The sequence below is a fragment of the Microbacterium sp. CCH5-D1 genome (assembly GCF_001557335.1).
GTDB lineage: Bacteria > Actinomycetota > Actinomycetes > Actinomycetales > Microbacteriaceae > Microbacterium > Microbacterium oxydans.
In genome coordinates, this window is the sequence record NZ_LSJW01000307.1 from 37,829 (window position 1) to 58,234 (window position 20,406).

Consider the following 20,406-nt stretch of genomic DNA (forward strand, 5'->3'; position numbering starts at 1 on the left):
CGTGGAGGAAAGAGACCTACTACCCCCCTTTGGAGTGAGGCCCACCAATGAGCAACTTCGCTTTCAACAACCCTGCTTTCCAGCAGCAGGACCCGCGCAACGTCGCGACGTACCCGGGCGGACCTCAGGCTGCCCAGGGCGCGCAGAGCGCCTCGCTCCAGCACGGGGCGATGGACGCTGCGGCCAACGCACAGCTCGAGGGCATGTACGCGGCACCGCCTGCCGGCGCCATCGAGACCGACCGCATGTCGGTCGAGGACACCGTCTGGAAGACCGCCGGCCTGTTCGGCATCCTGCTCGTCACCGCCGCGATCGGCTGGGTGCTGACGCTCGGCGGACTCGACGTCCCCCGCTACAACCCGTACAACCCCGCTGCCGTCAACGTACTGCCGTGGGCCATCGGAGCGCTCGGCGGCTTCGTGCTCGCCATGGTCATCACCTTCACGTCGCGCAAGAAGGTGCGCCCGGCGCTCATCTTCGCCTACGCGGCTTTCGAGGGGCTCTTCATCGGCGGCATCTCGGCGTTCTTCGAGGTGCAGTGGCCCGGCATCGTGTTCCAGGCGACGCTCGCGACGATCTCGGTCGTCGGTGTGACCCTCGCGCTCTTCGCGAGCGGCAAGATCCGCGCCTCGAAGAAGGCCACCAAGATCTTCATGATCGCGATGATCGGCTACCTGGTCTTCTCGCTTCTGAACCTCGTCCTCATGTGGACGGGCGTGAACACCAACGCGTTCGGTCTGTTCAGCCAGGAGATCTTCGGCATCCCGCTCGGCCTCATCATCGGCGTCCTCGTCGTGATCATGGCCGCGTACTCGCTGGTGCTCGACTTCGATCAGATCCAGCAGGGCGTCCGCAACGGCGCTCCCCGCAAGTACGGCTGGCTCGGCGCCTTCGGCATCATGGTCACTGTCGTGTGGCTCTACGTCGAGATCCTGCGCATCATCGCGATCGCCCGCGGCAACAACTGACGCGACCGCGTCGCCACAGTCGCAGAGGCCCGTCTCCCACGAGGGAGTCGGGCCTCTTGGCATATCCGGGGGTGTGCGCGCAAGGGGTTGGCACTCGGATCCGGATTTCGGCAGGCTTGTGGACAAGAAGCCCCGGCACCCCGGGGCTCCCGATCACAGGAGCTGACCATGAGTTTTCTCGGCTTTCTTCTTCTCGGCCTCATCGCCGGTGCCATCGCCAAGCTGATCCTTCCCGGCAAGCAGGGCGGCGGCTGGTTCATCACGCTGCTTCTCGGCGTCGTGGGTGCGCTTCTCGGCGGCTGGCTCGGCAGCCTGATCCTCAACCGTCCGCTGACCGAGTTCTGGGACCTGGGCACGTGGCTCCTCGCCATCGGCGGCTCGATCATCGTCCTGCTGCTCTACGGCCTGATCGCCGGCCGTGGCCAGAAGGTCAACGACTGACGATCCCCCGGATCCAGACGCCCGCCCCCTTCGGCAGCATCACGCTACCGAAGGGGGCGAGTCATTTCTGTGCGCCCTGCGCCTTGCGCTCCAGCAGTGCGCGCTCCCGATCGTTGCCGGCGAGCGCCGCCGCGGTGGCGAACTCGCTGCGGGCCTCCTCCTCGCGACCGAGTCGACGCAGCAGCTCTCCCCGAGTGGCCGGCAGCAGATGGTAGCCGCGCAGCGCCCCGGAACTCGCCAGCTCGTCGATGATGCGCAGCGCGGACGCAGGGCCGGTGGCCATCGCGACGGCCGCCGCTCGATTGAGCTCCACCACCGGTGACGGGGAGATGCGGCCCAGCGCCTCGTACAGCAGGACGATCCGATCCCAGTCCGTCTCGTCGACCGACGCCGCCACGGCATGACACTCCGCGATCGCCGCCTGCAGGCAATACGTCCCCCGGCCGCGGCCGAGCGCATCGGCGGTGGCGAGAGAAGCCCGACCCCGCGCGATACGACCCCGGTCCCAGCGCCTGCGATCCTGATCGGCCAGCAGCACGGGGTCTCCATGTCTGTCCACCCGCGCGGCGAACCGGGCCGCCGTGAGCTCCATCAGGGACAACAGACCGTGCGCCTCGGGTTCCTGCGGCATGAGAGCGGCGAGCACCCGGCCGAGGCGGATGGCCTCGTCGCTCAGCTCAGGACGCATCCATTCAGGCCCGCTGCTCGCGGCGTGCGCCTCGTTGAAGATCAGATACAGCACCCCGAGGATCGCACCGATGCGCTGAGCCCGCTCCTCTCGGGGCGGCACTTCGAACGGAGCGTTCGCGGCGGCGAGCGTCTTCTTCGCGCGGACGATGCGCTGCTGCACGGTCGCCGTCGGCACCAGGAACGCACGGGCGATCTCCTCACTCGACAGCCCGCCGACGACACGGAGCGTCAGAGCGACCTGAGCCTCCTTGGCGAGCACCGGGTGGCAGGAGATGAAGATCAGTCGCAGCACGTCGTCATCCACGGCATCCGGATCCCACAGCAGGTCGCCGCCCTCCGCCTGTTCCCGCTCCAGGTCATGCGCGAGCAGGGCCACCCTGTCGTCGAGTCGTTCCTGGCGGCGCCACCGGTCGATGGCCTTGCGCTTCGCGACCGCCGTCAGCCACGCCCCGGCGTTACGCGGAACACCCTCGACCGGCCACTGCTGCAACGCATCGATCAACGCTTCCTGGGCCAGGTCCTCCGCGAGCCCGAAGTCACCCACCATCCGGGTGAGCGCGCCGACGATACGCGCCGACTCGATGCGCCACACCGCGGCGACGGCGCGCTCCGCCGACCCGGGATCGGGTGCCGAGCGCGCCGTCTCGCTGTGCACGGGAGGCGTCATCGCTGCTCGTCCGTCACTGCTGCGCGCGCTGCTCTGCGTCCTCGCGCCAGCCCGCTTCCTTCTGGATCCACTCATTGTCGGCGGGGAAGTCCTCGACGCCGGTCACGCGACGCACCTCGAGGTACGACCCTCGTCCGAGAGGAGCACGGCTCGCCCACTCCGCTGCCTCTTCGCGCGTGGGGACCTCGATGATCCAGAAGCCGTTGAAGAGCTCTTTGGTCTCGCCGTAGGGGCCGTCGGTGATCAGCGGCTTCTCGGCGCTGAAGTCGACGACGAAGCCCTCGGCTGCGTCGGTCAGTCCCTCACCGGCCACGAGCACACCGGCCTTGATCATGGATTCGTTGTACTTGCCCATGGCCTCGATGACCTGGTCGAAGGGCATCTCCTTGTACGCCTCCACAGCCTCGTCGGTCGCGCGCATGATGAGCATGAACTTCATGGTGTTCTCCTTGTTCGATGGGCCGTCTCTCGACCCTCTCATCTAGGACGTCGAACGGGAACGCCGCGGATCGACATCGTTCCGGAATTCTCTCCGAGAAATTCTGTCCGAGCGACGGAGAAGCTCTGGTCTCGGGAAGTCAGGCGCGACGGGACGGGCGCGCGGCGGCTTCGGCGATCACTGCCGTGAGGGCGTCGAGCGAGCGCTGCGGGCTCCACGCGGCCGCGACCGACGGGGCTTCGGCGCTCAGAGCCGCAAGTCGATCGGGGTCTGTGAGCAGTGCGCGGATCGCCTGTCCCAGCGCCTCGACGTCACCGCTCGGGACCAGAACGCCGCCGCCCTGTTCCAGGACATCGCGGATACCGTACCGGGCGTCGTAGGACACCACCGGGGCACCGTGCAGGAGCGCCTCGACGATCGACAGCGGCTGTCCCTCGAAGGCGGTCGCGGTGACGATCATCGCGGCTCGATCGAGAACGGTTCCCGGTGAATCCGTGTAGCCGGCGAGGAGCACACGACCTCCCGCATCGAGCTCCGCGATCAACGCGCGCAGCCGTTCCTCCTCCGGGCCGCCGCCCCAGATCTCCATGCGGGTGCCAGGTACGTCGGCCGCGAGGAAGGCGCGGATCGCCTGATCGACGCGTTTTCCGGCGGCGAGGCGCCCCAGCACGACCACGAGGCCCTCCTCGCGCAGGTCGTCGCTACGGTCGACCGGAGCGATGGGGTTCGGCACCAGGACGTGCCGTGCCGATGCACCGAAGCGCGACACGACGTCATCGCGCTGCGTGGCGGTCGGCCAGATCACGGCGTCGAACCGGTCGGCCAGCCGGAACCACCGTGTCCAGAGCGTGTTCATCGGGGCATCAGGCGTGTACGGCGCCTCCACGTGCATGGTGTGGATCGTGTGCAGGATGCGCACGCGCGGGTCGGACCAGTCCGCGATGAGCTCGCCGAGCTGCCTGGACTCGCAGATCACGATGATCCGACGGTCGCCGAAGGCCGCGGTCACGTGGTCGAGCCAGGCTCGATAGAGGCCGCGGAAGCCGTGCAGCGCTCCCGTCACCTGGCCCGCGGCGTCGTAGACGAGCACGGGCTCCTCGCTCAGATGCCAGTCCGGGTTGCCCGGGATCACCGGCAGCGCCGCGAACGGTCGCCCCTCGGCATCCGTGAGCACCCGGTACTCCACATCGGGATCGGCGCTCACCGCGGGATCGGCGGCTGTCCGCAGCCAATCGGCCGCTCCCCCGCCGGAAGCCGTGGCCTCGTCGAACAGGTTGCGCATCCGCGAGGAGTCGACGAGCGCACCCTGCTCCACGAACGTGTGCCGGTGCGCGGCATGGTCGGCCGAGGTTCCCGGGTCGAACGTGAGCAGCTGCGGGCCCGATCCGTCGGCCACACCGGCGCTCGCGAGCTGGCGGGCACGGGCCAGCGTCGCGATCGTGTATCCGCCGTCCATGCCGGGGATGAGCCGACTGGACAGCACCAGATACTCGGCGTCGGGAAGTGCCGGCGCCGCGTCGGGGAGCATCGTGCTCCCTACTCCCACTCGATCGTCCCCGGCGGCTTCGACGTGACGTCGAGAACGACGCGGTTGACGTCGCGGACGCCGTTCGTGATGCGGTTGGAGATCTTCGACAGCACGTCGTACGGCAGGCGCGTCCAGTCGGCCGTCATGGCGTCTTCACTCGACACCGGGCGCAGCACGATCGGGTGACCGTAGGTGCGACCGTCACCCTGCACGCCCACCGAGCGCACGTCGGCCAGGAGCACGACCGGGCACTGCCAGATCTCCTGGTCGAGGCCGGCCTTGGTCAGCTCCTCGCGGGCGATGGCGTCGGCCTCACGCAGAATCTCGAGACGGTCAGCGGTGACCTCACCGATGATCCTGATGCCGAGGCCGGGCCCCGGAAACGGCTGGCGTCCGACGATCGCCTCGGGGATGCCCAGCTCGCGGCCGATCGCACGCACCTCGTCCTTGAACAGGGCGCGCAGCGGCTCGATGAGCTCGAAGTCGAGGTCGTCCGGGAGACCGCCCACGTTGTGGTGCGACTTGATGTTCGCGGTGCCCGCACCGCCGCCCGACTCGACGACGTCGGGGTAGAGCGTGCCCTGCACGAGGAACTTCACCGGAGCACCGCCCGAGGCCTTGGCCTCGGCCACCAGGTCGAGCTGCACCTTCTCGAACGCGCGGATGAACTCGCGGCCGATGATCTTGCGCTTCTCCTCGGGGTCGGTCACACCCTGGAGGTGACCGAGGAACGTGTCGGCGGCATCGACCGTGATGAGGCGCACACCGGTGGATTCGACGTAGTCCTTCTCGACCTGCTCGCGCTCGCCCTTGCGGAGAAGCCCGTGGTCGACGAAGACGGCCGTGAGCTGGTCGCCGATGGCCTTGTGCACGAGAGCGGTCGAGACCGCGGAATCGACGCCACCGGAGAGCGCGGAGATGACGCGGGCGTCACCCACCTGCTCCCGGATGCGCTCGATCTGCTCGGCGATCACGTTGCCGCTGTTCCAGTCCGAGGCGAGTCCGGCACCCTTGTGGAGGAAGTTCTCCAGCACACGCTGGCCATGGTCGGAGTGCTTGACCTCGGGGTGCCACTGCACACCGTAGAAACCGCGCTCGGGGTTCGCGAATGCGGCGACCTTGGTCGCTTCCGTCGTCGCGAGCACCTCGAAGCCGTCGGGGGCCTTGGCCACCTGGTCGCCGTGGCTCATCCAGACGTTCTGCTGCACCGGCTGGCCGCCGAGCAGCGTGCCGCCGTCGCCCGTGATGACGGCGTCCGTCGCGCCGTACTCGCGCAGACCGGTGTTCGCGACCTCGCCGCCCAGTGTCTGGGCCATGTACTGGAAGCCGTAGCAGATGCCGAGAGTCGGGACACCGAGATCGAAGACCGCGGGGTCGAGCTTGGGGGCACCCTCCTCGTACACCGACGACGGTCCGCCGGAGAGGATGATCGCGACCGGGTTCTTCGCGGCGATCTCCTCTGCCGTGGCGGTGTGCGGCACGATCTCGCTGTACACACCCGCCTCACGGACGCGACGGGCGATCAGCTGCGCGTACTGCGCGCCGAAGTCGACGACGAGCGCAGGACGCTGCTGGGTCTCGGACTGTTCGGTCAACGGACACCTTCCGGGGCGGGGGCGGAGGCCTCGGCGGCCTCCCTGGTGGCGAGATAGGTCTTGACTTCACGGGCGACGACCGCCTCCATGAAGAACGACAGCAGCGGCACGACGCCGCCGAGCGCGAGGAGGATGAAGCGCGGGAAGCGCCAGCGCATCAGGCTCCACATGCGGAAGCACGCGAAGAGGTACACGACATAGAACCAGCCGTGCGCCACGAGGATGAACAGCGACAGGTTGAAGCCGTCACCCAGAGACGTCATCTCGCAGGAGTTCGTCATGGGGGCGAACAGCGACCACCACTGGCAGTCGGGACCGGCGAGCACGCCGGCGAACCAGAGCGGACCTCCGGAGCCGCCCATGAAGAGCTCGAGGTGGATCGGCGTGTACTTCAGCACCATCTCGGTCAACAGCAGGAGCAGCATGACACCTGTGATGATCGACGCGATCTGGTAGAACTTCAGCGCACCGCGGATCGCCGGAAAGCTGGCGACTTTCGGTTCGGGCATGCGTCCAGTCTAGCCGCCGGGAAATCGTGACGAATCCGGCAGCGGCGTCCGGGAGAGGGCGATGCATCGGTCAGGAATCGAGAAGCGGCCGGAAGGTCACGGTCGTAGCGTCTTCGACATGAACACGACCATCGATTCCCTCACCCTCGACGTCCCGGATGTGGACGCCGCCCGCTCCTTCTACGCGGAGGCGTTCGACCTGGGCGACCGCCTGCGGTTCCGCGCCGCGGATGCCCCCTCCTCCGGCTTCCGCGGCTACACGCTGTCGCTCGTCGTCTCGCAGCCCGCGAACGTGCACGCGCTCGTCGATGCGGCCGTCGCCGCGGGGGCCACCGTGATCAAGCCCGTATCGAAGTCGCTCTGGGGCGTCGGCGGCACGATTCAGGCACCCGATGGTGCCATCTGGAAGGTCGCCACCTCGGCGAAGAAGGACACCGCTCACCCGAGTCGCACGGTGGACGAGATCGTGCTGCTGCTCGGCGCGAAGGACGTGGTGGCCTCGAAGGCCTTCTACGCAGATCGCGGCATCCCGGTCGACAAGAGCTTCGGTCGCAGCTACGTGCAGTTCGACACCGGATCCGGCTCGATCGGCCTCGGCCTGTACCGGCACGCGTCACTCGCCAAGGATGCGGGCGTTCCGGCGGACGGCTCGGGCTCGCATCGGATCACCGTCAACGGCGTGCTCGGTGCGGCCGTCGATCCCGACGGCTTCGTCTGGGCTCCCGTCGCGGTGAGCGCCTAGGCGACGCGTTCACCACCCGTGATGGCGAGCGCGCTCCTCGACGGCCTCTACGAGCCGATCGGCGTAGTCCAGTCCGTCGTCGTCCGCTAGGAGGTCGGCGCGCGCGGCCACGAAGGCGGCGGAGACCCCGCCGCGGATTCGCTCGACGGCATCCCGTGCCGCCTGCGCCTCGACTCCGAGCGTTTTGGCCGCTTTCAACCAGTGCGTCATCCCAATGCGTGCCATCACGCGCTCGCCTCCGATGGACACCGCAGAGGGCATCGGCTGATCCCCTCGGTAGAGCGCGTTGCTTCCGAGGTCGTAGAGAGGCGCCAACCTCATCTGCGTCCCCGAATGGATGACGGAGTAATTCTTGGCATGTGCATCGGTGTTCGCCGCGGCGCAGGTGAAGACGAGCGCTTCGAACAGCTCGTTCGCCGCGCGCCGCTGCTCGGACGGGGCGAACGCCCGCACCACCCGAGCGAACTTCTCCAGCCCGGGGCCACCGTCGGATTGGTACTTGAGCGCGGGGTCGACGCTGAGTGCCTGCGCGAAATCCTCCTGATGGAGCCGGTGGAGCCGATCACCGGCTTGGACACGGTCATAGCGCTTCGCGACGAAGACGAAGTCGCCGCGGTCCGTGACCATGAGCCCGTGGTCGGCGACCCGCAACCCCAGACGACGCCCAGCTCTCATGGTCAGAAACTCGTTGACGTCGTGACGGCCACCACGCGCTGCGGGCTTCAGGATGTGGGTGGTCGGCGTCGAATCCCGCGGAACACCCCATTGGCCGTCGTCTGAACGGTACAGCGCAAGCTTCGGCTGCGCACCGGCGAGGCTCCAACGGAACTCGTCGTACCTCTCGGACCAATTCCCTGCGGAATCGACCACGGAGGCGACGAGTTCGCCGAGGTCGTCGATGTAATGCACGTCACCCGTGCGCGCCGCAGCGTCGTCGGACGCTTCGCCCGGAGGCAACAGCTGGAGCGCACCGGCCGTATCACGTCCGACATGGCGGAGGAGACCCATCGGGTTCCTGGGACTCGTGTGATGCGCAGCAGCGATGGCCTCCAGAGTTGCGGGGTTGTCGCTCAGCAACCCCTGCAGGAACGGTCGTGCCACCCGGTTGCCGTACTCCGCACCGGCCACGAGTGGCATCGAGATCGAGAGTGGCGTCGCCACGGGCGACAGATCGTCGTCATACGCGAAGCTGATCGCGCCATGCGCATTCTGAGTGAACAGGCCGGTGCGCTGACCATCGACGAACGCGACCAGATCGCCCTGCGCAGAGGATGCGGCGTTCATCTCCCGCCCTCCTCCTCGCTCCACAAGGCACTGAGATCGAACGAGGAATCGCCTTTTGCGTGCTCCTGGACGTTCAGCTGCAGTCCGAGAGACTCCACCACATGCAGAACCCGGCGAAGCGTCGGGTTGTCGAGGCGCCCAGTCTCCAGCTTCACCAACCAAGGCCTATCGACGTCCGCCCGCTCAGCAAGCTCCGTCTGACTCCAGCCTCGACGCAGACGCGCGCTTCTCAGAACGGCCCCGAGCTGTCGCGCTGAGTGGAATGGTTGACTCTCCATGACACCTCCATGCTGTGTGTTTAAAAACACTATCGCCTATGTGTCGTAAAAGTAACACTTGGCTTAGTGCGTTTGAACACACTTCTCGGCCTGTGGTCTGGAACACACAATCGGGCGAGGAGACGACGAAGGCCGCCGGGATCACTCCCGACGGCCTTCGCCTGTGTCATCCGGTCAGAACCACCGGGTCAGCAGCTCCCAGAGCCAGTCGAGGATCGCACCGATGATCCCGCCTGCCCGGTTGACGGTGACCGTCGCGGTCGCCGCGTCCCCGTCCGCCTGCGATGCGGCGACGGTGTACTTGCCGGACGGAGCGCTCTTCGGCACGGTGACCGACGTGCTGAAGGTGCCGTCTGCGCCGACCTGGACGGTGCCGACCTGCACCGGCTTGCCCTTCTTCGGACGCAGTTCGATGCTCACGGTCTCGCCGGGCACGTAGCCGGCGCCGGTGACCTTGAGGTTCTTGCCCGCGGTCACCTTGGACGAGCCGAGGGCGATCGTGCCGGCGAACGCCTCTTCGCCCGCGATCGTGAACGGCACCTGCACCGTGGTTCCGGTACCGGCGACGGCCACCGTGAGCACCTGCTCACCGAAGACACCGGACGGGACCGTGAAGGTCAGGCTGGCGCGCCCACCCTCGTCGGTGGTGTCGACGACCGCGGGGTCGACCGCACCGGCTGCGAGCTGCGTGCCACCGAGCGACAGCGTCACCTCGCCCGGAGCCGGCTCACCGGCGCTGAACGCCAGCGAGGAGAGCGACACGGTCACCTGGTCGCCGGCGCTGTAGCCGTCGGCATCCGCCGGGCTGACCGCCACGCCGACCGCGCGCTGGGCGTAGTCGGGGCTCGCGGTCTTGTTCGCGTCGAACCAGTCGACCATGGACTGCAGGTCGACCTTGCCGGTGTCGCGCTTACCCGTGCCCTCCTTGAAGGTGAAGAAGTTGTCTCCACCCGCCGCGAGGAACGAGTTGGCTGCGACCGTGTAGTTCGCAGCCGGGTCGAGCGCCGCACCGTTGAGCGTGATCGAGGTGATCCGCGAACCCTGCGCCGCGGCGGGGTCGTAGGTGTAGACCAGCCCCTTCGAGACGCCGAGCTTCAGGAACGGACGAGCCGAACCGGCCGGCTGCCACTGCTCCTCGAGAACACCCTTCAGCTGCGCACCCGTGAGCGTCAGCGTCACCAGCGTGTTGGCGAACGGCTGGACCGTCGCCGCCTCGCGGTAGGTGACGTTGCCCGCCGGATCGTTCGCGCCCGCCGAGGCGTACGTGAGGTTGGCACGGATGCCACCCGGGTTCATGATCGCCACATCGGCGCCCGTGGACCACTTCTGCACGTCGGCGACGAAGTTGCCGATGGTGGACTCGCCACCGCGGTTCTCCGACCCGTTCGTCTGACGTGCGCGGTTGAAGTCGGCGGTGATGTCTCCGACCTTGATCGCACCCAGCACATCGGCCTCGGCCTTCGCCTGGTCGACGATCGCCTGCACCTCGGGCACGGCTGGGTACAGCGGCTTGCCCGCAGCGGTGAGGGGCTTGATCTCGTTGGTGATCGAGATCAAGTCCTTCGTCTTCGGGTCGACCTTGATGTTCATCAGGCCCAGGTTCTCGCCGTACTGCCCCGCGGAGACCACCGGGCGGCCGTCGATCACGTGGTTGTAGGCGAGGTGGGTGTGCGCCGAGACGATCGCGTCCACGTCGCCGTCGACCCCGTAGACGATCTCGCCGAGCGGCGAGTCCGGGGTGATGCTGGAGACGGCGGTGCTGGATGCACCCTCGTGCACGAGCAGGATGACGACATCCGCCTCGCCGTTGGACTCGTCACCGTCGCGCAGGTCGTCGGCCACCGCGTTCACGGAGTCGACGATGCTGCGCACCTCGAGGTCCTTGATGCCCTCGGGCGAGACGAGCGAATCGAGGTCTTCGGTGACCGCTCCGACGAAACCGACCCGCACCCCGTCGAGCTCCTTCACCCATGCCGGTGCGAGCGCGGGCTCGCCGGTCTCGGTGACGAACACGTTCGAGGAGATGTACTCCCAGTCCGCGCGGTCCTGCACGCGGTCGCGGAGGTCGGCCCAGCCCTGATCGAACTCGTGGTTGCCCGCCGCGCTGACGTCGAGGCCGGCCGCGTTGAGCGCGTCGATCGTGGGGTTGTCGTCGTTGATGAACGAGGTGAACGTCGAGGCGCCGATCAGGTCGCCGGCACCGGCGAAGATCGTGTTCGGATTCGCCTCACGGAACTGCTTGACCGCACCGGCCAGCACCGCTGCACCCGCTGCGGCACCGTCGGCCTCGATGCGACCGTGGAAGTCGTTCACCGTGACGACGTCGATGCTCACCGGAGGGATCTCCGAGGAGACGCCGACGATGATCGGGTCGTGGTCGCTGGAACGGTAGGGCGTGCCCTGCTCGGTCGCGCCGAAGGCATAGCCACGGTCGCTCCACTCGGGCGAGTTGATGCCCCACACGCCGGCGCCGGTGATCGACGAGACGAGCGACGGAGACGCGATCACGTGGTCGAGCGATCCGAGCTCGCCGTCGAACGAATACGTGTACTGACCAGATGCCTTGTCGGCGACGAGGTCGCTCCACCCGTTCGAGGTGAACACGTCGATCGGGTCTTCCTTGCCGTAGGCGTTGAAGTCGCCGATCAGCAGCATGTCGCCGCTGCCTGTCGTCTCTTCCAGCTGTGCGGTGAAGGCGAGGATCGCGTTCGCCTGCTTCACCCGGTCGGCGTTGAAGAAGCCCTGACCGTCGGCCGGCTCCGCACCTGCCCCCTCGGGCGGCGACTTCGACTTCAGGTGGTTCGCCACCACCGTGACCACGCGTCCGTCGATGTCGAACGCCTGAGCGATCGGTTCGCGGGCGTTGCCCCACACGGACTCATCGGTGACGGTGACGCTGTCGCCGACCCGCTTGACGGCGTCCTTCTTGTAGATGATCGCGTTGGTGATGAAGTCGGTCGTCGCCGCATCGTTCAGGGCCGCGGGCGTGGGCACGTAGCCCCACACGTCACTCCCGGCGTCGGCGTTGAGTCCGGCGACCAGATCCTTCAGGGCCGTGTCGATCGGCTTGCCCAGCTTCACCGAGTTCTCGATCTCCATCAGCGACACGATGTCCGCGTCCAGTCCGTTGATCGCCGCGACGATCTTGGACTTCTGGATCGCGAACTGCGCCGCGTTCGCGGCCCCGCGGGCGCTGGAGTTCTCGCTCTTCAGCGTCGTGAAGTAGTTGTAGACGTTGAACGACGCGACCTGCACGTCGCCGCCGACCTCCGGAGCCTGTGCGGGGCGCGGGTTCGTCGCCGTGAATCCGACCTTGAGGTCGGCGGACGAGGAGTCGTCGATCGGGACGACCGGCTGCAGGCGCCAGTCGTTGAAGCCCCACTGCAGCACGTAGCCGTTGTCGCCGAAGTCGACGGTGTCGCCGTTGCGGACCACCGTGTCCTTCGTGAAGTACGGCTGCTGTCCCGGGTGACCGCTGTTGGTGACCTGGATCGACCAGCCGTCATCCAGCAGGATGCGGTTCGCGCGGTTCGCTGCGGCGATCGCGGCGGCCTGATCACCGGGTCGCGTGGTCTCGGTGCTCTTCACCGCGAGCGCGTCGCCGGCGTTGAGCCAGAGCGCTCCGAAGTTGAACAGCTGGTGGCTCGAAGCCAGGCGATAGGTGCCTTCCGGGGCCACGTACATGTTCTCGTACTGCTCACGGTCGGTGCCCTGCACCGTGGCGGGCAGCGGGGTGACGGCGGGAACTCCGACGCCGGCGGTGACGACCGAGACGTCGGCGGCTGCCGCCGGGTTGATCTGCGTCTGGCCGAAGTACTCGCTCACCGAACCCGTCACCGAGACGAGGTCGCCGATCGCGAGGGTCGGGGTCAGCGCGTTCAAGAAGACGAACACACCGTCGGACGCACCGGGAGTCGCATCGGTCGTGCCGCCGGACCCCTGTGTCTGGATCACGATGCCCTTGTACCCGCCGGTGCGGTAGTCGGCCGTGACGACGCCCTCGACCTGCACGGTCTGGCCGTTCAGCGGCGAGACGTCGGTGGTGCCCTGAACCTCGGCGATCGTCGCCTTCTTCGGATCGGTGCCGGGGCCGGGGCCGGGGTCGACGCCGCCCGAGTTCTGCGGCGTGATGGCGGCGGAGAGCGTGAAGTCGGCACTGTTGACGTCGGTGTCGACACCGCCGGTGCGGTTGAGCGACTTGACGTCGGTGTTGCCGGCGGGTGCGGTCGCCGCCGCACCCTCGAACGTGTTGGACGTGCCGTAGCCGAGCAGGTCGACGACGCCGTCGACGCCCACGACCGAGCCGGGAGTGAGACTCACCGCCGCCGTACCCTCGACGAGCGCGAGCGTGCCGTTGGTGCCGCTCGGGGTCAGAGCGCTGACGGCATCAGGGGTCGGAAGCTCCGCACCGTTCGCGCCGTTGCTGTTGCCCTGCACCAGGTAGTAACCGCCTGCCGGGATCACACCGGTGAGCGGAGCGACGCCGTTGAAGGCGGCCGACCCGGTGGCGGACCGGTACTGCAGCGACATCCCGTCGAGCGTGACCGGAGCCGAGGTGGGGTTGTAGAGCTCGACGAACTTGTTCTTGAAGGCCGCGCCCGCGCTGCCGCCGGAGAGGTAGGCCTCGTTGATCACCACCCCCGTGCCCGTGGTGTCGGCTGTGGCGGGAACCGCAGCCAGCGAGCCGAGGCTCAATGCGGCGACGCAGGTCACGGCGAGAGCGCCGATGCGCCCCCGACTTCTACGGTGCGAGACGGGAGCCACGCGGTTCTCGTCATCTGGAGCGGACATCATCGGTGCTGTCTCCTCGGTCGGGTTCGACACTTCTCAGGGCTGTCACGGCACACAGGGGAAACTCCCAGCGTGCTCACATGGTGCGAGCATACGGAGCGGTCCGGACATCCTCAACGGAGTTTTCCGATTCGTCATCGAGCGCTCACCGGATGGCCGGAAGCACCCCTGACGAAGGTCACTACCGACGCACGCGAGCACGCAATTGCGCACCGCTGGGCGCGCGGATGCGCGTCCGATCAGACGACTGCGACTTCTCCGGCCCGGTCTTCGAACTCCTCGACCTCGCGCTCCCAGGCATCCTTCGCCAGTCGGTACCAGAGGTAGAACGCGAAACCGGCGAAGATGGCCCACTCGACGGCATAGAACACGTTGAGCCAGTTGACGGGAGAAAGCTCATCGGGCGCGGGGGACGAGATGTCGACCAGCCCGGCCGTCGCGGTCGTCGAGGCGAGGTACGGACGGTAGACGTCGAGCTCCTCGATGTCGTGCCAGCGGCTGAGGAGCGCGGCGGGTGACATGCGGTCCAGTCGCTGCGGGTCGGCGTGCGGAGGCACCCTGGGGCCCTCGTCCGAGATGATGCGCCCGGTGATCTCGACCTCGGAGCCGTCAGCGGCAGCCTCGAGCTCTTCGACAGCCGCCTCGGCCGACTCCGGATCCGGTGCCCAGCCGACCGCGACGGCGATCGAGGTCCGGTCGGCCACCCGCAGCTGGCCGGTGACCCAATACCCCTCGACATCGTCGTTGAAACGGCTCGCCACGACGATGAAGTCGCCGGGAACCCAGGTGCCCGCGGTCTCGACCCGCTGGCCCACGAGCGGTTCCGGCAGATACTCCCCCGGCTGGAGCACATCCTCGAGCTGCTGCACCTGCTCGGTGGCGCCAGGGGCCGGCGGATCGGTCTCGATCGCACGTTCCAGCTGCCACTGACCGAGCCAGGCGAACACCCCGGCCACCAGGAGGCAGAGCAGGAGCATGCCGATCCAGCGTCCCCTGAGCATGACCTCGCGGAGAGTCGGGGGGAAGAGTGCAGGAGTGGTCACGGTGACGCGCAGGACCCTCAGGCCTCGTAGGGCGCCAGCACGACCTCGACCCGCTGGAACTCCTTGAGGTCGGAGTACCCGGTGGTCGCCATCGACTTGCGCAGCGCGCCGATGAGGTTGGCGGTGCCGTCGGCGACGGGCGCCGGTCCGTACAGGATCTCCTCGAGCGTGCCGATGCCACCCACCTCGACGCGGTGCCCGCGCGGGAGCTTCGGGTGATGCGCTTCAGGTCCCCAGTGGAACCCGCGTCCCGGCGCATCGGTCGCACGAGCGAGCGCGACGCCGAGCATGACGGCGTCTGCGCCCATCGCGAGAGCCTTGACGATGTCGCCGGACGTGCCGACGCCACCGTCGGCGATGACGTGCACGTAGCGCCCACCGGACTCGTCGAGGTAGTCGCGGCGCGCAGCGGCGACGTCGGAGACCGCTGTCGCCATCGGGGCGTGGATGCCGAGGGTGGCCCGCGTCGTCGAGGCCGCTCCCCCGCCGAAGCCGACGAGCACGCCCGCAGCCCCCGTGCGCATCAGGTGGAGGGCTGCCGTGTAGGTCGCAGCTCCTCCCACGATGACCGGCACATCGAGGTCGTAGATGAACTTCTTGAGGTTCAGGGGCTCGGCAACGCTCGACACGTGCTCGGCAGAGACCGTGGTCCCCCGGATCACGAACAGGTCGACACCTGCGGCGGCGACGGTGTCGTAGAACTCCTGCGTGCGCTGCGGCGTGAGGGAGCCGGCCACGGTGACGCCCGCCTCGCGGACCTCGGCGAGGCGACGGGTGATGAGCTCGGGCTTGATCGGCTCCGAGTAGAGCTCCTGCATGCGGACCGTCGCCTTGGTGTCGTCGAGACCTGCGATCTCCGCCAGCAGCGGCTCGGGGTTCTCGTAGCGTGTCCAGAGCCCCTCGAGGTCGAGCACTCCGAGGCCGCCGAGCTGGCCGAGCATGATCGCCGTCTGAGGGCTCACGACCGAGTCCATCGGCGCGCCCAGCACCGGGATCTCGAACCCGAAGGCGTCGATCGTCCAGGCGGTCGACACGTCCTCCGGGTTGCGCGTGCGCCGCGAGGGCACCACCGCGATGTCATCGAACGTGTACGCGCGACGTGCACGCTTTCCTCGGCCGAGCTCGATCTCCATGGTCACCCCTCCAGCCTACCCGGCAGGCGGAGCCGCCCGTGCTGGGAGACTGGAGGCGAGACCGGGAGGCACCATGAGGATCGAGCATGTCGACGTGGTCGTGGTGGGCGGCGGGGTCATGGGGTTGGCGACGGCCTGGGCCCTCGTACGTCGAGGACTCAGACCGGTCGTGCTGGAGAGATTCGCCCGCGGTCACCGTGAGGGCGCATCGCACGGTGCGACCCGCAACTTCAACAACGCCTACGACGAGGAGCACTACCTCGACCTGCTCGTGCGCGCCCGTCAAGGGTGGGACGCCCTCGGGTCGGTCGGCGGCGAGTCTCTCCTTCGTCTGCACGGCCTCGTGACCCACGGCGACATCGACATCGCCGCCGTGCGGTCGGGCCTGGAGGGCCGCGGCATCCCGAGTGCCGTCCTCTCGCCCGCCGAGGCGGGTGCCCGGTGGCCGGGAATGCGCTTCGGCGGCGACGTGCTGTGGTCGTCCGACGCCGGGGTCGTGCGCGCCGCCGAGGCACTGCGGGAGCTGGAGCGTCGCGTCGTCATCGGCGGCGGAGAAGTGCGCTGGAGCAGCCCGGTCGAGCGCATCGAGGAGGACTCGGACGGCGTGGGGGTCAGCGTCGCCGAGGACGTCCACCTGCGTGCCGAGACCGTCGTGGTGACGGCGGGAGCCTGGACGCGGACTCTGCTTCCGCACTTCGGCCTGCCGCGCCTCACCGTGACCGAGGAGACGCCGGCACACTTCCGGCCGCTCACGGACGCGCCGTGGCCCTCGTTCAACCACTACGTGCAGCCGGGGACCTACCCCGCGACCGTGTACGGCATGCCGACGCCAGGAGAGGGCGTGAAAGTCGGGTTCCACCGTGTCGGCGACGAGGTCGATCCCGATGCCCGCCCGCACCTGCCGACGCATCAGCGTGCGCTCTCGGACTACGTGCGGGAGTGGATGCCCGGCCTCGACCCGGCGGGGCCGGAACCGATCAGCTGCACGTACACCTCGACCGGCGACGGCGCCTTCGTGCTCGATCGCCTCGGCCGGATCGTGGTGGGCGCCGGGTTCTCCGGCCACGGCTTCAAGTTCGCGCCCGGCGTCGGCGGGGTCCTCGCCGACCTCGCGATCGACCCCGCCGCGCGCGCTGCCGCACCCTTCCGACTGCCCTGAGCGACCCGACTGTCCTGAGCGACACGGGAGCACGGCCCGTGTCCGCGAACGAACGTCAGCGCGAGCGCGCCACCCGCTTCTCGTCCCACACGGGCTCGTCGGACTCGTAGACCTCGCCGTCCGACCCGAACACCAGGAACCGATCGAACGAACGGGCGAACCAGCGGTCGTGCGTGACCGCCAGTACCGTTCCCTCGAAGCGCGCGAGGGCCTGCTCCAGCGCCTCGGCTGATTCCAGGTCGAGGTTGTCGGTCGGCTCGTCGAGCAGCAGCAGCGTCGCCCCGGAGAGCTCCAGAAGGAGCACCTGGAACCGCGCCTGCTGTCCTCCCGACAGCGAGTCGAAGCTCTGCTGCGCCTGACGCACGAGACCGTAGCGGTCGAGTGCCGAACTCGCGGCGTCGCGTGGCATACCCGCTCGGCGATCGTCCCCCCGATGCAGGATCTCTAGCAGCGTGCGGCCGACGAACTCGGGGTGCGCGTGCGTCTGCGCGAACAGGCCCGGCACCACCCTCGCTCCGAGCACGGCCGAGCCGGTGTGTTCGACAGCACTGAGCTGCTCACCCGTCGACGTGACGTGACCGAGCGTGGCGTCGGGGTCGGATCCACCGCGAGCGAGCAGGCGCAGGAAGTGCGACTTGCCCGACCCGTTCGACCCGAGCACGGCCACCCGGTCGCCGTACCAGACCTCCGCGTCGAAGGGCCGCATGAGACCCGTCAGCTCCAGGCGCTGCGCGACCACCGCCCGTTTGCCCGTGCGCGCGCCGCGCAGGCGCATGTCGAAGTCCTGGGCCGGCGGACGCTCCTCCGGGGGACCCGCTTCCTCGAACTTGCGCAGGCGTGTCTGCGCCGCCTGGTAGCGCGAGGCGAAGCCGTCGTTCGCCGAGGCCTTGACCTTGAGGTTGGCCACCAGGGTCCGCAGCTTCTCGTGCTGCTCGTCCCACCGTCTGCGCAGCTCGTCGAGCCGGTCCATCCGGTCGGTGCGAGCCTGATGGTAGGTGCCGAAGCCGCCGCCGTGCACCCAGGCCGTGGCCCCGGCGCCTCCGGGTTCGAGCGTGATGAGGCGGTCGGCCGCTCGAGCGAGCAGCTCACGGTCGTGCGACACGAGCAGCACGGTCTTGGGCGTCTGGCGCAGCTGATCCTCGAGCCAGCGCTTCGTCGGCACGTCGAGATAGTTGTCCGGCTCGTCGAGCAGCAGCACCTCGTCGGGTCCGCGCAACAGGGCCTCGAGCGCCAGGCGCTTCTGCTCGCCGCCGGAGAGCGTGGTGAGCTCGCGGTATCTTGCGCGCTCGAACGGGACGCCGAGCGCGGCGACCGTGCACTGGTCCCAGATCGTCTCGTGCTCGTATCCGCCGGCATCCGCGTACTCGGCGATCGCGGATGCATAGGCCATCTGCGTATCGTGCTCGTCGCGTTCGATCAGCGCGTTCTCCGCGGTCTCGAGCGCCTCCGCAGCGACGCGGATACGTGTGGGAGCGACACGCACCAACAGCTGGTGCACGGTCTCGCCCGCTTCGCCGTGGCCGACGAACTGGTCCATGACGCCGAGTCCGCCGTCGATCGTCACGACGCCGTCATCAGCCGTCTGATCGCCGCGGATGATGCGCAGCATCGTCGTCTTGCCGGCGCCGTTCGGGCCGATCAGAGCGCTCGTCGAGCCCGCGCCGACCCGGAAGCTCGCCTCGTCGAGAAGCGGTCTGCCGTCTGGAAGCGTCAGGGAGACGCTGGATACATCGATGAAGCCCACGGTGCGTGGCCGTCCTTCCGCCCCGCACATGCCGAGCCGACCAGGATATCAGCAGGAGCGGTCACGGACGGAACGGGCCAGGTCGCAGACGACACCGGGCCGAAGACGCTGCGGACCGCTCAGACGAGAGCGCTCGACGTCGGTACGGGAGCGGCGAAGAGGTCGAGCACCGGGCAATGCGCATCGACGACGGCGCGCAGGTTCTCATACTCCTCCACGCTGTTCGGACCGGTGATGTCGACAGCCACGCGCACATCGTGGAATCCGGCGCGCCCCGACTCGTCGATGCCGAAGAGCTTGCGCACGTCGAGGTCGCCCTCGGCCGTGATCTCGATCGCGTCGATCGTGAGGCCGAGGGCCTGGGCGTAGAGCCGGTACACGACCACCTGGCACGAGACGAGCGCACCCAGTGCGTACTCGACCGGACTGGCCGCGACGTCGTCCCCGGCGAGCGCACCCGGCTCGTCGACGAGGAAGCGGTGCGCGCCGGCCCGGATCTCGGTCGCGACCGAGCCGATTCCGCGTCCGCTGACGCGGTACGTCAATCGCGCGTTCGCTTCGTCCGCGGCGATCCGCTCGTTCCACGCCGATCCCGCGTCTGTGAGTCGCTGCGCGCGCTCGGCCGGGGTGACATCCGCGACACCGGCGAGCTGGTCCTGGAGAAGAGTCATGGCCCGACGGTAGCGATCGTCCGGTTCCCCGCGCCCGCCGCCCGTCATCGGGCTTCACACCGCGAAACGCAGCGTCACGACGCCGAGACCACGCCGGTGGTGTCAGCGCCGCAGCTGCTCGATGCGCTCGGACTCTCCCCACGCCCGGTTCGCCGTGAGAACAGGAAGATCGAGCCGTCGCGCAAGTGCGAGACACAGGCGGTCCCCCAGCGACAGCCCGCTTCCGCGCCTCCACGATTCCGCGGCGGCTTCCGCGTCGCGCTGGGACACCGGCTCGACCTTCAGCCGGTAGCTGAGCAACAAGCCGGAGGCGATGCCCCAGTCCGCTCCGGACGCGCGCACCTTCTGCGCGACCTCCGACCAGTTCGCGGCTCCGATCACGGAGTCGTCGAGGATCTCCTCGACGCGATCGGCGCCAGGCTCGCCCTGCAGGAAAGCGAGGAGAGCTGACGCGTCGACCACCATCACGCCGCTGCATCCTCGGAGTCCGCGGACCTCCGGCGCTCCGCGAGCAGCGACTCGAGAGCGCGCTTCCCCTCCAGCTGCGACCTGACGAGGGCCTTGGCCTGCTCCCTGGTGAGCAGGATCACGCCTCCCGACGTCTCGATCATGAGCAGCGGCACGCCCTGGTCCCAATGCTGACGGTCGCGGAGTTCGGCAGGGACCACGAGGCGACCACGATCACCCATCGGTGCAACGAATGTGGTATCCATCCTTCGACGAT

At 68.4% G+C, this 20,406-nt stretch carries 18 protein-coding genes; 4 read left to right on the plus strand and 14 right to left on the minus strand.

Annotated features, from left to right (window positions below; genetic code table 11):
• Positions 1 to 47: 47 nt before the first annotated feature.
• Together AX744_RS18570 and AX744_RS18575 are read left to right on the plus strand one after the other, a co-directional pair.
• Entirely contained in the window at positions 48 to 968 is a 921-nt protein-coding gene (locus AX744_RS18570) for a Bax inhibitor-1/YccA family protein (RefSeq protein ID WP_046748800.1), read from the plus strand.
• A gap of 168 nt (positions 969 to 1,136) precedes the next feature.
• Positions 1,137 to 1,409, plus strand: coding sequence for a GlsB/YeaQ/YmgE family stress response membrane protein (locus tag AX744_RS18575; RefSeq protein WP_061018578.1), 273 nt, complete (start codon positions 1,137 to 1,139; stop codon positions 1,407 to 1,409).
• Between the two features lie 61 nt (positions 1,410 to 1,470).
• Here the strand turns inward: AX744_RS18575 and AX744_RS18580 are convergent, their stop codons facing one another.
• From AX744_RS18580 to AX744_RS18600, 5 genes are all read right to left on the minus strand, one after another.
• Positions 1,471 to 2,766, minus strand: a complete 1,296-nt coding sequence (locus AX744_RS18580) for an RNA polymerase sigma factor (RefSeq protein ID WP_061018580.1) — start codon at positions 2,764 to 2,766, stop codon at positions 1,471 to 1,473.
• Between the two features lie 13 nt (positions 2,767 to 2,779).
• The gene (locus tag AX744_RS18585) at positions 2,780 to 3,205 is read right to left on the minus strand and encodes a YciI family protein (protein WP_058632653.1); all 426 of its coding nucleotides are present in this window, start codon (positions 3,203 to 3,205) and stop codon (positions 2,780 to 2,782) included.
• Positions 3,206 to 3,344: 139 nt separating this feature from the next.
• The gene (locus AX744_RS18590; RefSeq protein ID WP_061018582.1) at positions 3,345 to 4,733 is read right to left on the minus strand and encodes a glycosyltransferase; all 1,389 of its coding nucleotides are present in this window, start codon (positions 4,731 to 4,733) and stop codon (positions 3,345 to 3,347) included.
• An 8-nt stretch (positions 4,734 to 4,741) separates the two neighbouring features.
• A complete protein-coding gene (guaA, locus tag AX744_RS18595; RefSeq protein WP_058632651.1) occupies positions 4,742 to 6,328 on the minus strand; it encodes a glutamine-hydrolyzing GMP synthase in 1,587 nt (528 codons plus the stop codon).
• A complete protein-coding gene (locus AX744_RS18600; RefSeq protein ID WP_021198891.1) occupies positions 6,325 to 6,837 on the minus strand; it encodes a DUF3817 domain-containing protein in 513 nt (170 codons plus the stop codon). Before AX744_RS18600 ends, guaA begins: the two co-directional genes overlap by 4 nt.
• A gap of 118 nt (positions 6,838 to 6,955) precedes the next feature.
• Here AX744_RS18600 and AX744_RS18605 point away from each other — a divergent pair, with 118 nt between their 5' ends.
• The gene (locus AX744_RS18605; protein WP_061018615.1) at positions 6,956 to 7,579 is read left to right on the plus strand and encodes a glyoxalase; all 624 of its coding nucleotides are present in this window, start codon (positions 6,956 to 6,958) and stop codon (positions 7,577 to 7,579) included.
• 9 nt (positions 7,580 to 7,588) lie between these two features.
• On the opposite strand, the gene AX744_RS18610 is transcribed toward AX744_RS18605, so the two are convergent.
• The 5 genes from AX744_RS18610 to AX744_RS18630 form a co-directional block, all read right to left on the minus strand.
• Complete coding sequence (locus AX744_RS18610) at positions 7,589 to 8,863, minus strand: HipA domain-containing protein (protein WP_058632650.1); 1,275 nt, start codon at positions 8,861 to 8,863, stop codon at positions 7,589 to 7,591.
• Positions 8,860 to 9,141, minus strand: a complete 282-nt coding sequence (locus tag AX744_RS22055; RefSeq protein ID WP_058632649.1) for a helix-turn-helix domain-containing protein — start codon at positions 9,139 to 9,141, stop codon at positions 8,860 to 8,862. The genes AX744_RS18610 and AX744_RS22055 overlap by 4 nt, the downstream gene beginning before the upstream one ends.
• Before the next feature lie 174 nt (positions 9,142 to 9,315).
• A complete protein-coding gene (locus tag AX744_RS18620; RefSeq protein ID WP_061018584.1) occupies positions 9,316 to 13,935 on the minus strand; it encodes an ExeM/NucH family extracellular endonuclease in 4,620 nt (1,539 codons plus the stop codon).
• Between the two features lie 236 nt (positions 13,936 to 14,171).
• A complete protein-coding gene (locus AX744_RS18625) occupies positions 14,172 to 14,933 on the minus strand; it encodes an SURF1 family protein (protein WP_061018616.1) in 762 nt (253 codons plus the stop codon).
• 59 nt (positions 14,934 to 14,992) lie between these two features.
• Positions 14,993 to 16,108, minus strand: coding sequence for a GuaB3 family IMP dehydrogenase-related protein (locus tag AX744_RS18630; protein WP_046748792.1), 1,116 nt, complete (start codon positions 16,106 to 16,108; stop codon positions 14,993 to 14,995).
• 73 nt (positions 16,109 to 16,181) lie between these two features.
• On the opposite strand from AX744_RS18630, the gene AX744_RS18635 reads away from it, so the two are divergent.
• Positions 16,182 to 17,267: an FAD-dependent oxidoreductase gene (locus AX744_RS18635; protein WP_061018586.1), complete on the plus strand. Its 1,086-nt coding sequence runs from the start codon at positions 16,182 to 16,184 to the stop codon at positions 17,265 to 17,267.
• A gap of 55 nt (positions 17,268 to 17,322) precedes the next feature.
• Here AX744_RS18635 and AX744_RS18640 read toward each other — a convergent pair whose 3' ends face one another.
• The 4 genes from AX744_RS18640 to AX744_RS18655 form a co-directional block, all read right to left on the minus strand.
• Positions 17,323 to 19,011, minus strand: coding sequence for an ABC-F family ATP-binding cassette domain-containing protein (locus AX744_RS18640; protein WP_082738594.1), 1,689 nt, complete (start codon positions 19,009 to 19,011; stop codon positions 17,323 to 17,325).
• A 119-nt stretch (positions 19,012 to 19,130) separates the two neighbouring features.
• Entirely contained in the window at positions 19,131 to 19,682 is a 552-nt protein-coding gene (locus tag AX744_RS18645) for an OsmC family protein (RefSeq protein WP_061018590.1), read from the minus strand.
• A gap of 102 nt (positions 19,683 to 19,784) precedes the next feature.
• A complete protein-coding gene (locus AX744_RS18650) occupies positions 19,785 to 20,147 on the minus strand; it encodes a type II toxin-antitoxin system VapC family toxin (protein ID WP_197429284.1) in 363 nt (120 codons plus the stop codon).
• Positions 20,147 to 20,395, minus strand: coding sequence for an AbrB/MazE/SpoVT family DNA-binding domain-containing protein (locus AX744_RS18655; RefSeq protein ID WP_058633239.1), 249 nt, complete (start codon positions 20,393 to 20,395; stop codon positions 20,147 to 20,149). The genes AX744_RS18650 and AX744_RS18655 overlap by 1 nt, the downstream gene beginning before the upstream one ends.
• Between the last annotated feature and the right edge of the window lie 11 nt (positions 20,396 to 20,406).

Excerpts from the sequence above, each read along its gene's own strand:
- AX744_RS18600 (WP_021198891.1), bottom strand. The coding sequence starts at position 6,837 with ATGCCCGAACCGAAAGTCGCCAGCTTTCCGGCGATCCGCGGTGCGCTG.
- AX744_RS18635 (WP_061018586.1), top strand. The coding sequence starts at position 16,182 with ATGAGGATCGAGCATGTCGACGTGGTCGTGGTGGGCGGCGGGGTCATG.
- AX744_RS18645 (WP_061018590.1), bottom strand. The coding sequence starts at position 19,682 with ATGACTCTTCTCCAGGACCAGCTCGCCGGTGTCGCGGATGTCACCCCG.
- AX744_RS18655 (WP_058633239.1), bottom strand. The coding sequence starts at position 20,395 with ATGGATACCACATTCGTTGCACCGATGGGTGATCGTGGTCGCCTCGTG.
- AX744_RS18605 (WP_061018615.1), top strand. The coding sequence starts at position 6,956 with ATGAACACGACCATCGATTCCCTCACCCTCGACGTCCCGGATGTGGAC.
- AX744_RS22055 (WP_058632649.1), bottom strand. The coding sequence starts at position 9,141 with ATGGAGAGTCAACCATTCCACTCAGCGCGACAGCTCGGGGCCGTTCTG.
- AX744_RS18630 (WP_046748792.1), bottom strand. The coding sequence starts at position 16,108 with ATGGAGATCGAGCTCGGCCGAGGAAAGCGTGCACGTCGCGCGTACACG.
- AX744_RS18580 (WP_061018580.1), bottom strand. The coding sequence starts at position 2,766 with ATGACGCCTCCCGTGCACAGCGAGACGGCGCGCTCGGCACCCGATCCC.
- AX744_RS18610 (WP_058632650.1), bottom strand. The coding sequence starts at position 8,863 with ATGAACGCCGCATCCTCTGCGCAGGGCGATCTGGTCGCGTTCGTCGAT.
- AX744_RS18650 (WP_197429284.1), bottom strand. The coding sequence starts at position 20,147 with ATGGTGGTCGACGCGTCAGCTCTCCTCGCTTTCCTGCAGGGCGAGCCT.
- AX744_RS18590 (WP_061018582.1), bottom strand. The coding sequence starts at position 4,733 with ATGCTCCCCGACGCGGCGCCGGCACTTCCCGACGCCGAGTATCTGGTG.
- AX744_RS18575 (WP_061018578.1), top strand. The coding sequence starts at position 1,137 with ATGAGTTTTCTCGGCTTTCTTCTTCTCGGCCTCATCGCCGGTGCCATC.
- AX744_RS18570 (WP_046748800.1), top strand. The coding sequence starts at position 48 with ATGAGCAACTTCGCTTTCAACAACCCTGCTTTCCAGCAGCAGGACCCG.
- AX744_RS18620 (WP_061018584.1), bottom strand. The coding sequence starts at position 13,935 with ATGATGTCCGCTCCAGATGACGAGAACCGCGTGGCTCCCGTCTCGCAC.
- AX744_RS18625 (WP_061018616.1), bottom strand. The coding sequence starts at position 14,933 with ATGCTCAGGGGACGCTGGATCGGCATGCTCCTGCTCTGCCTCCTGGTG.
- AX744_RS18585 (WP_058632653.1), bottom strand. The coding sequence starts at position 3,205 with ATGAAGTTCATGCTCATCATGCGCGCGACCGACGAGGCTGTGGAGGCG.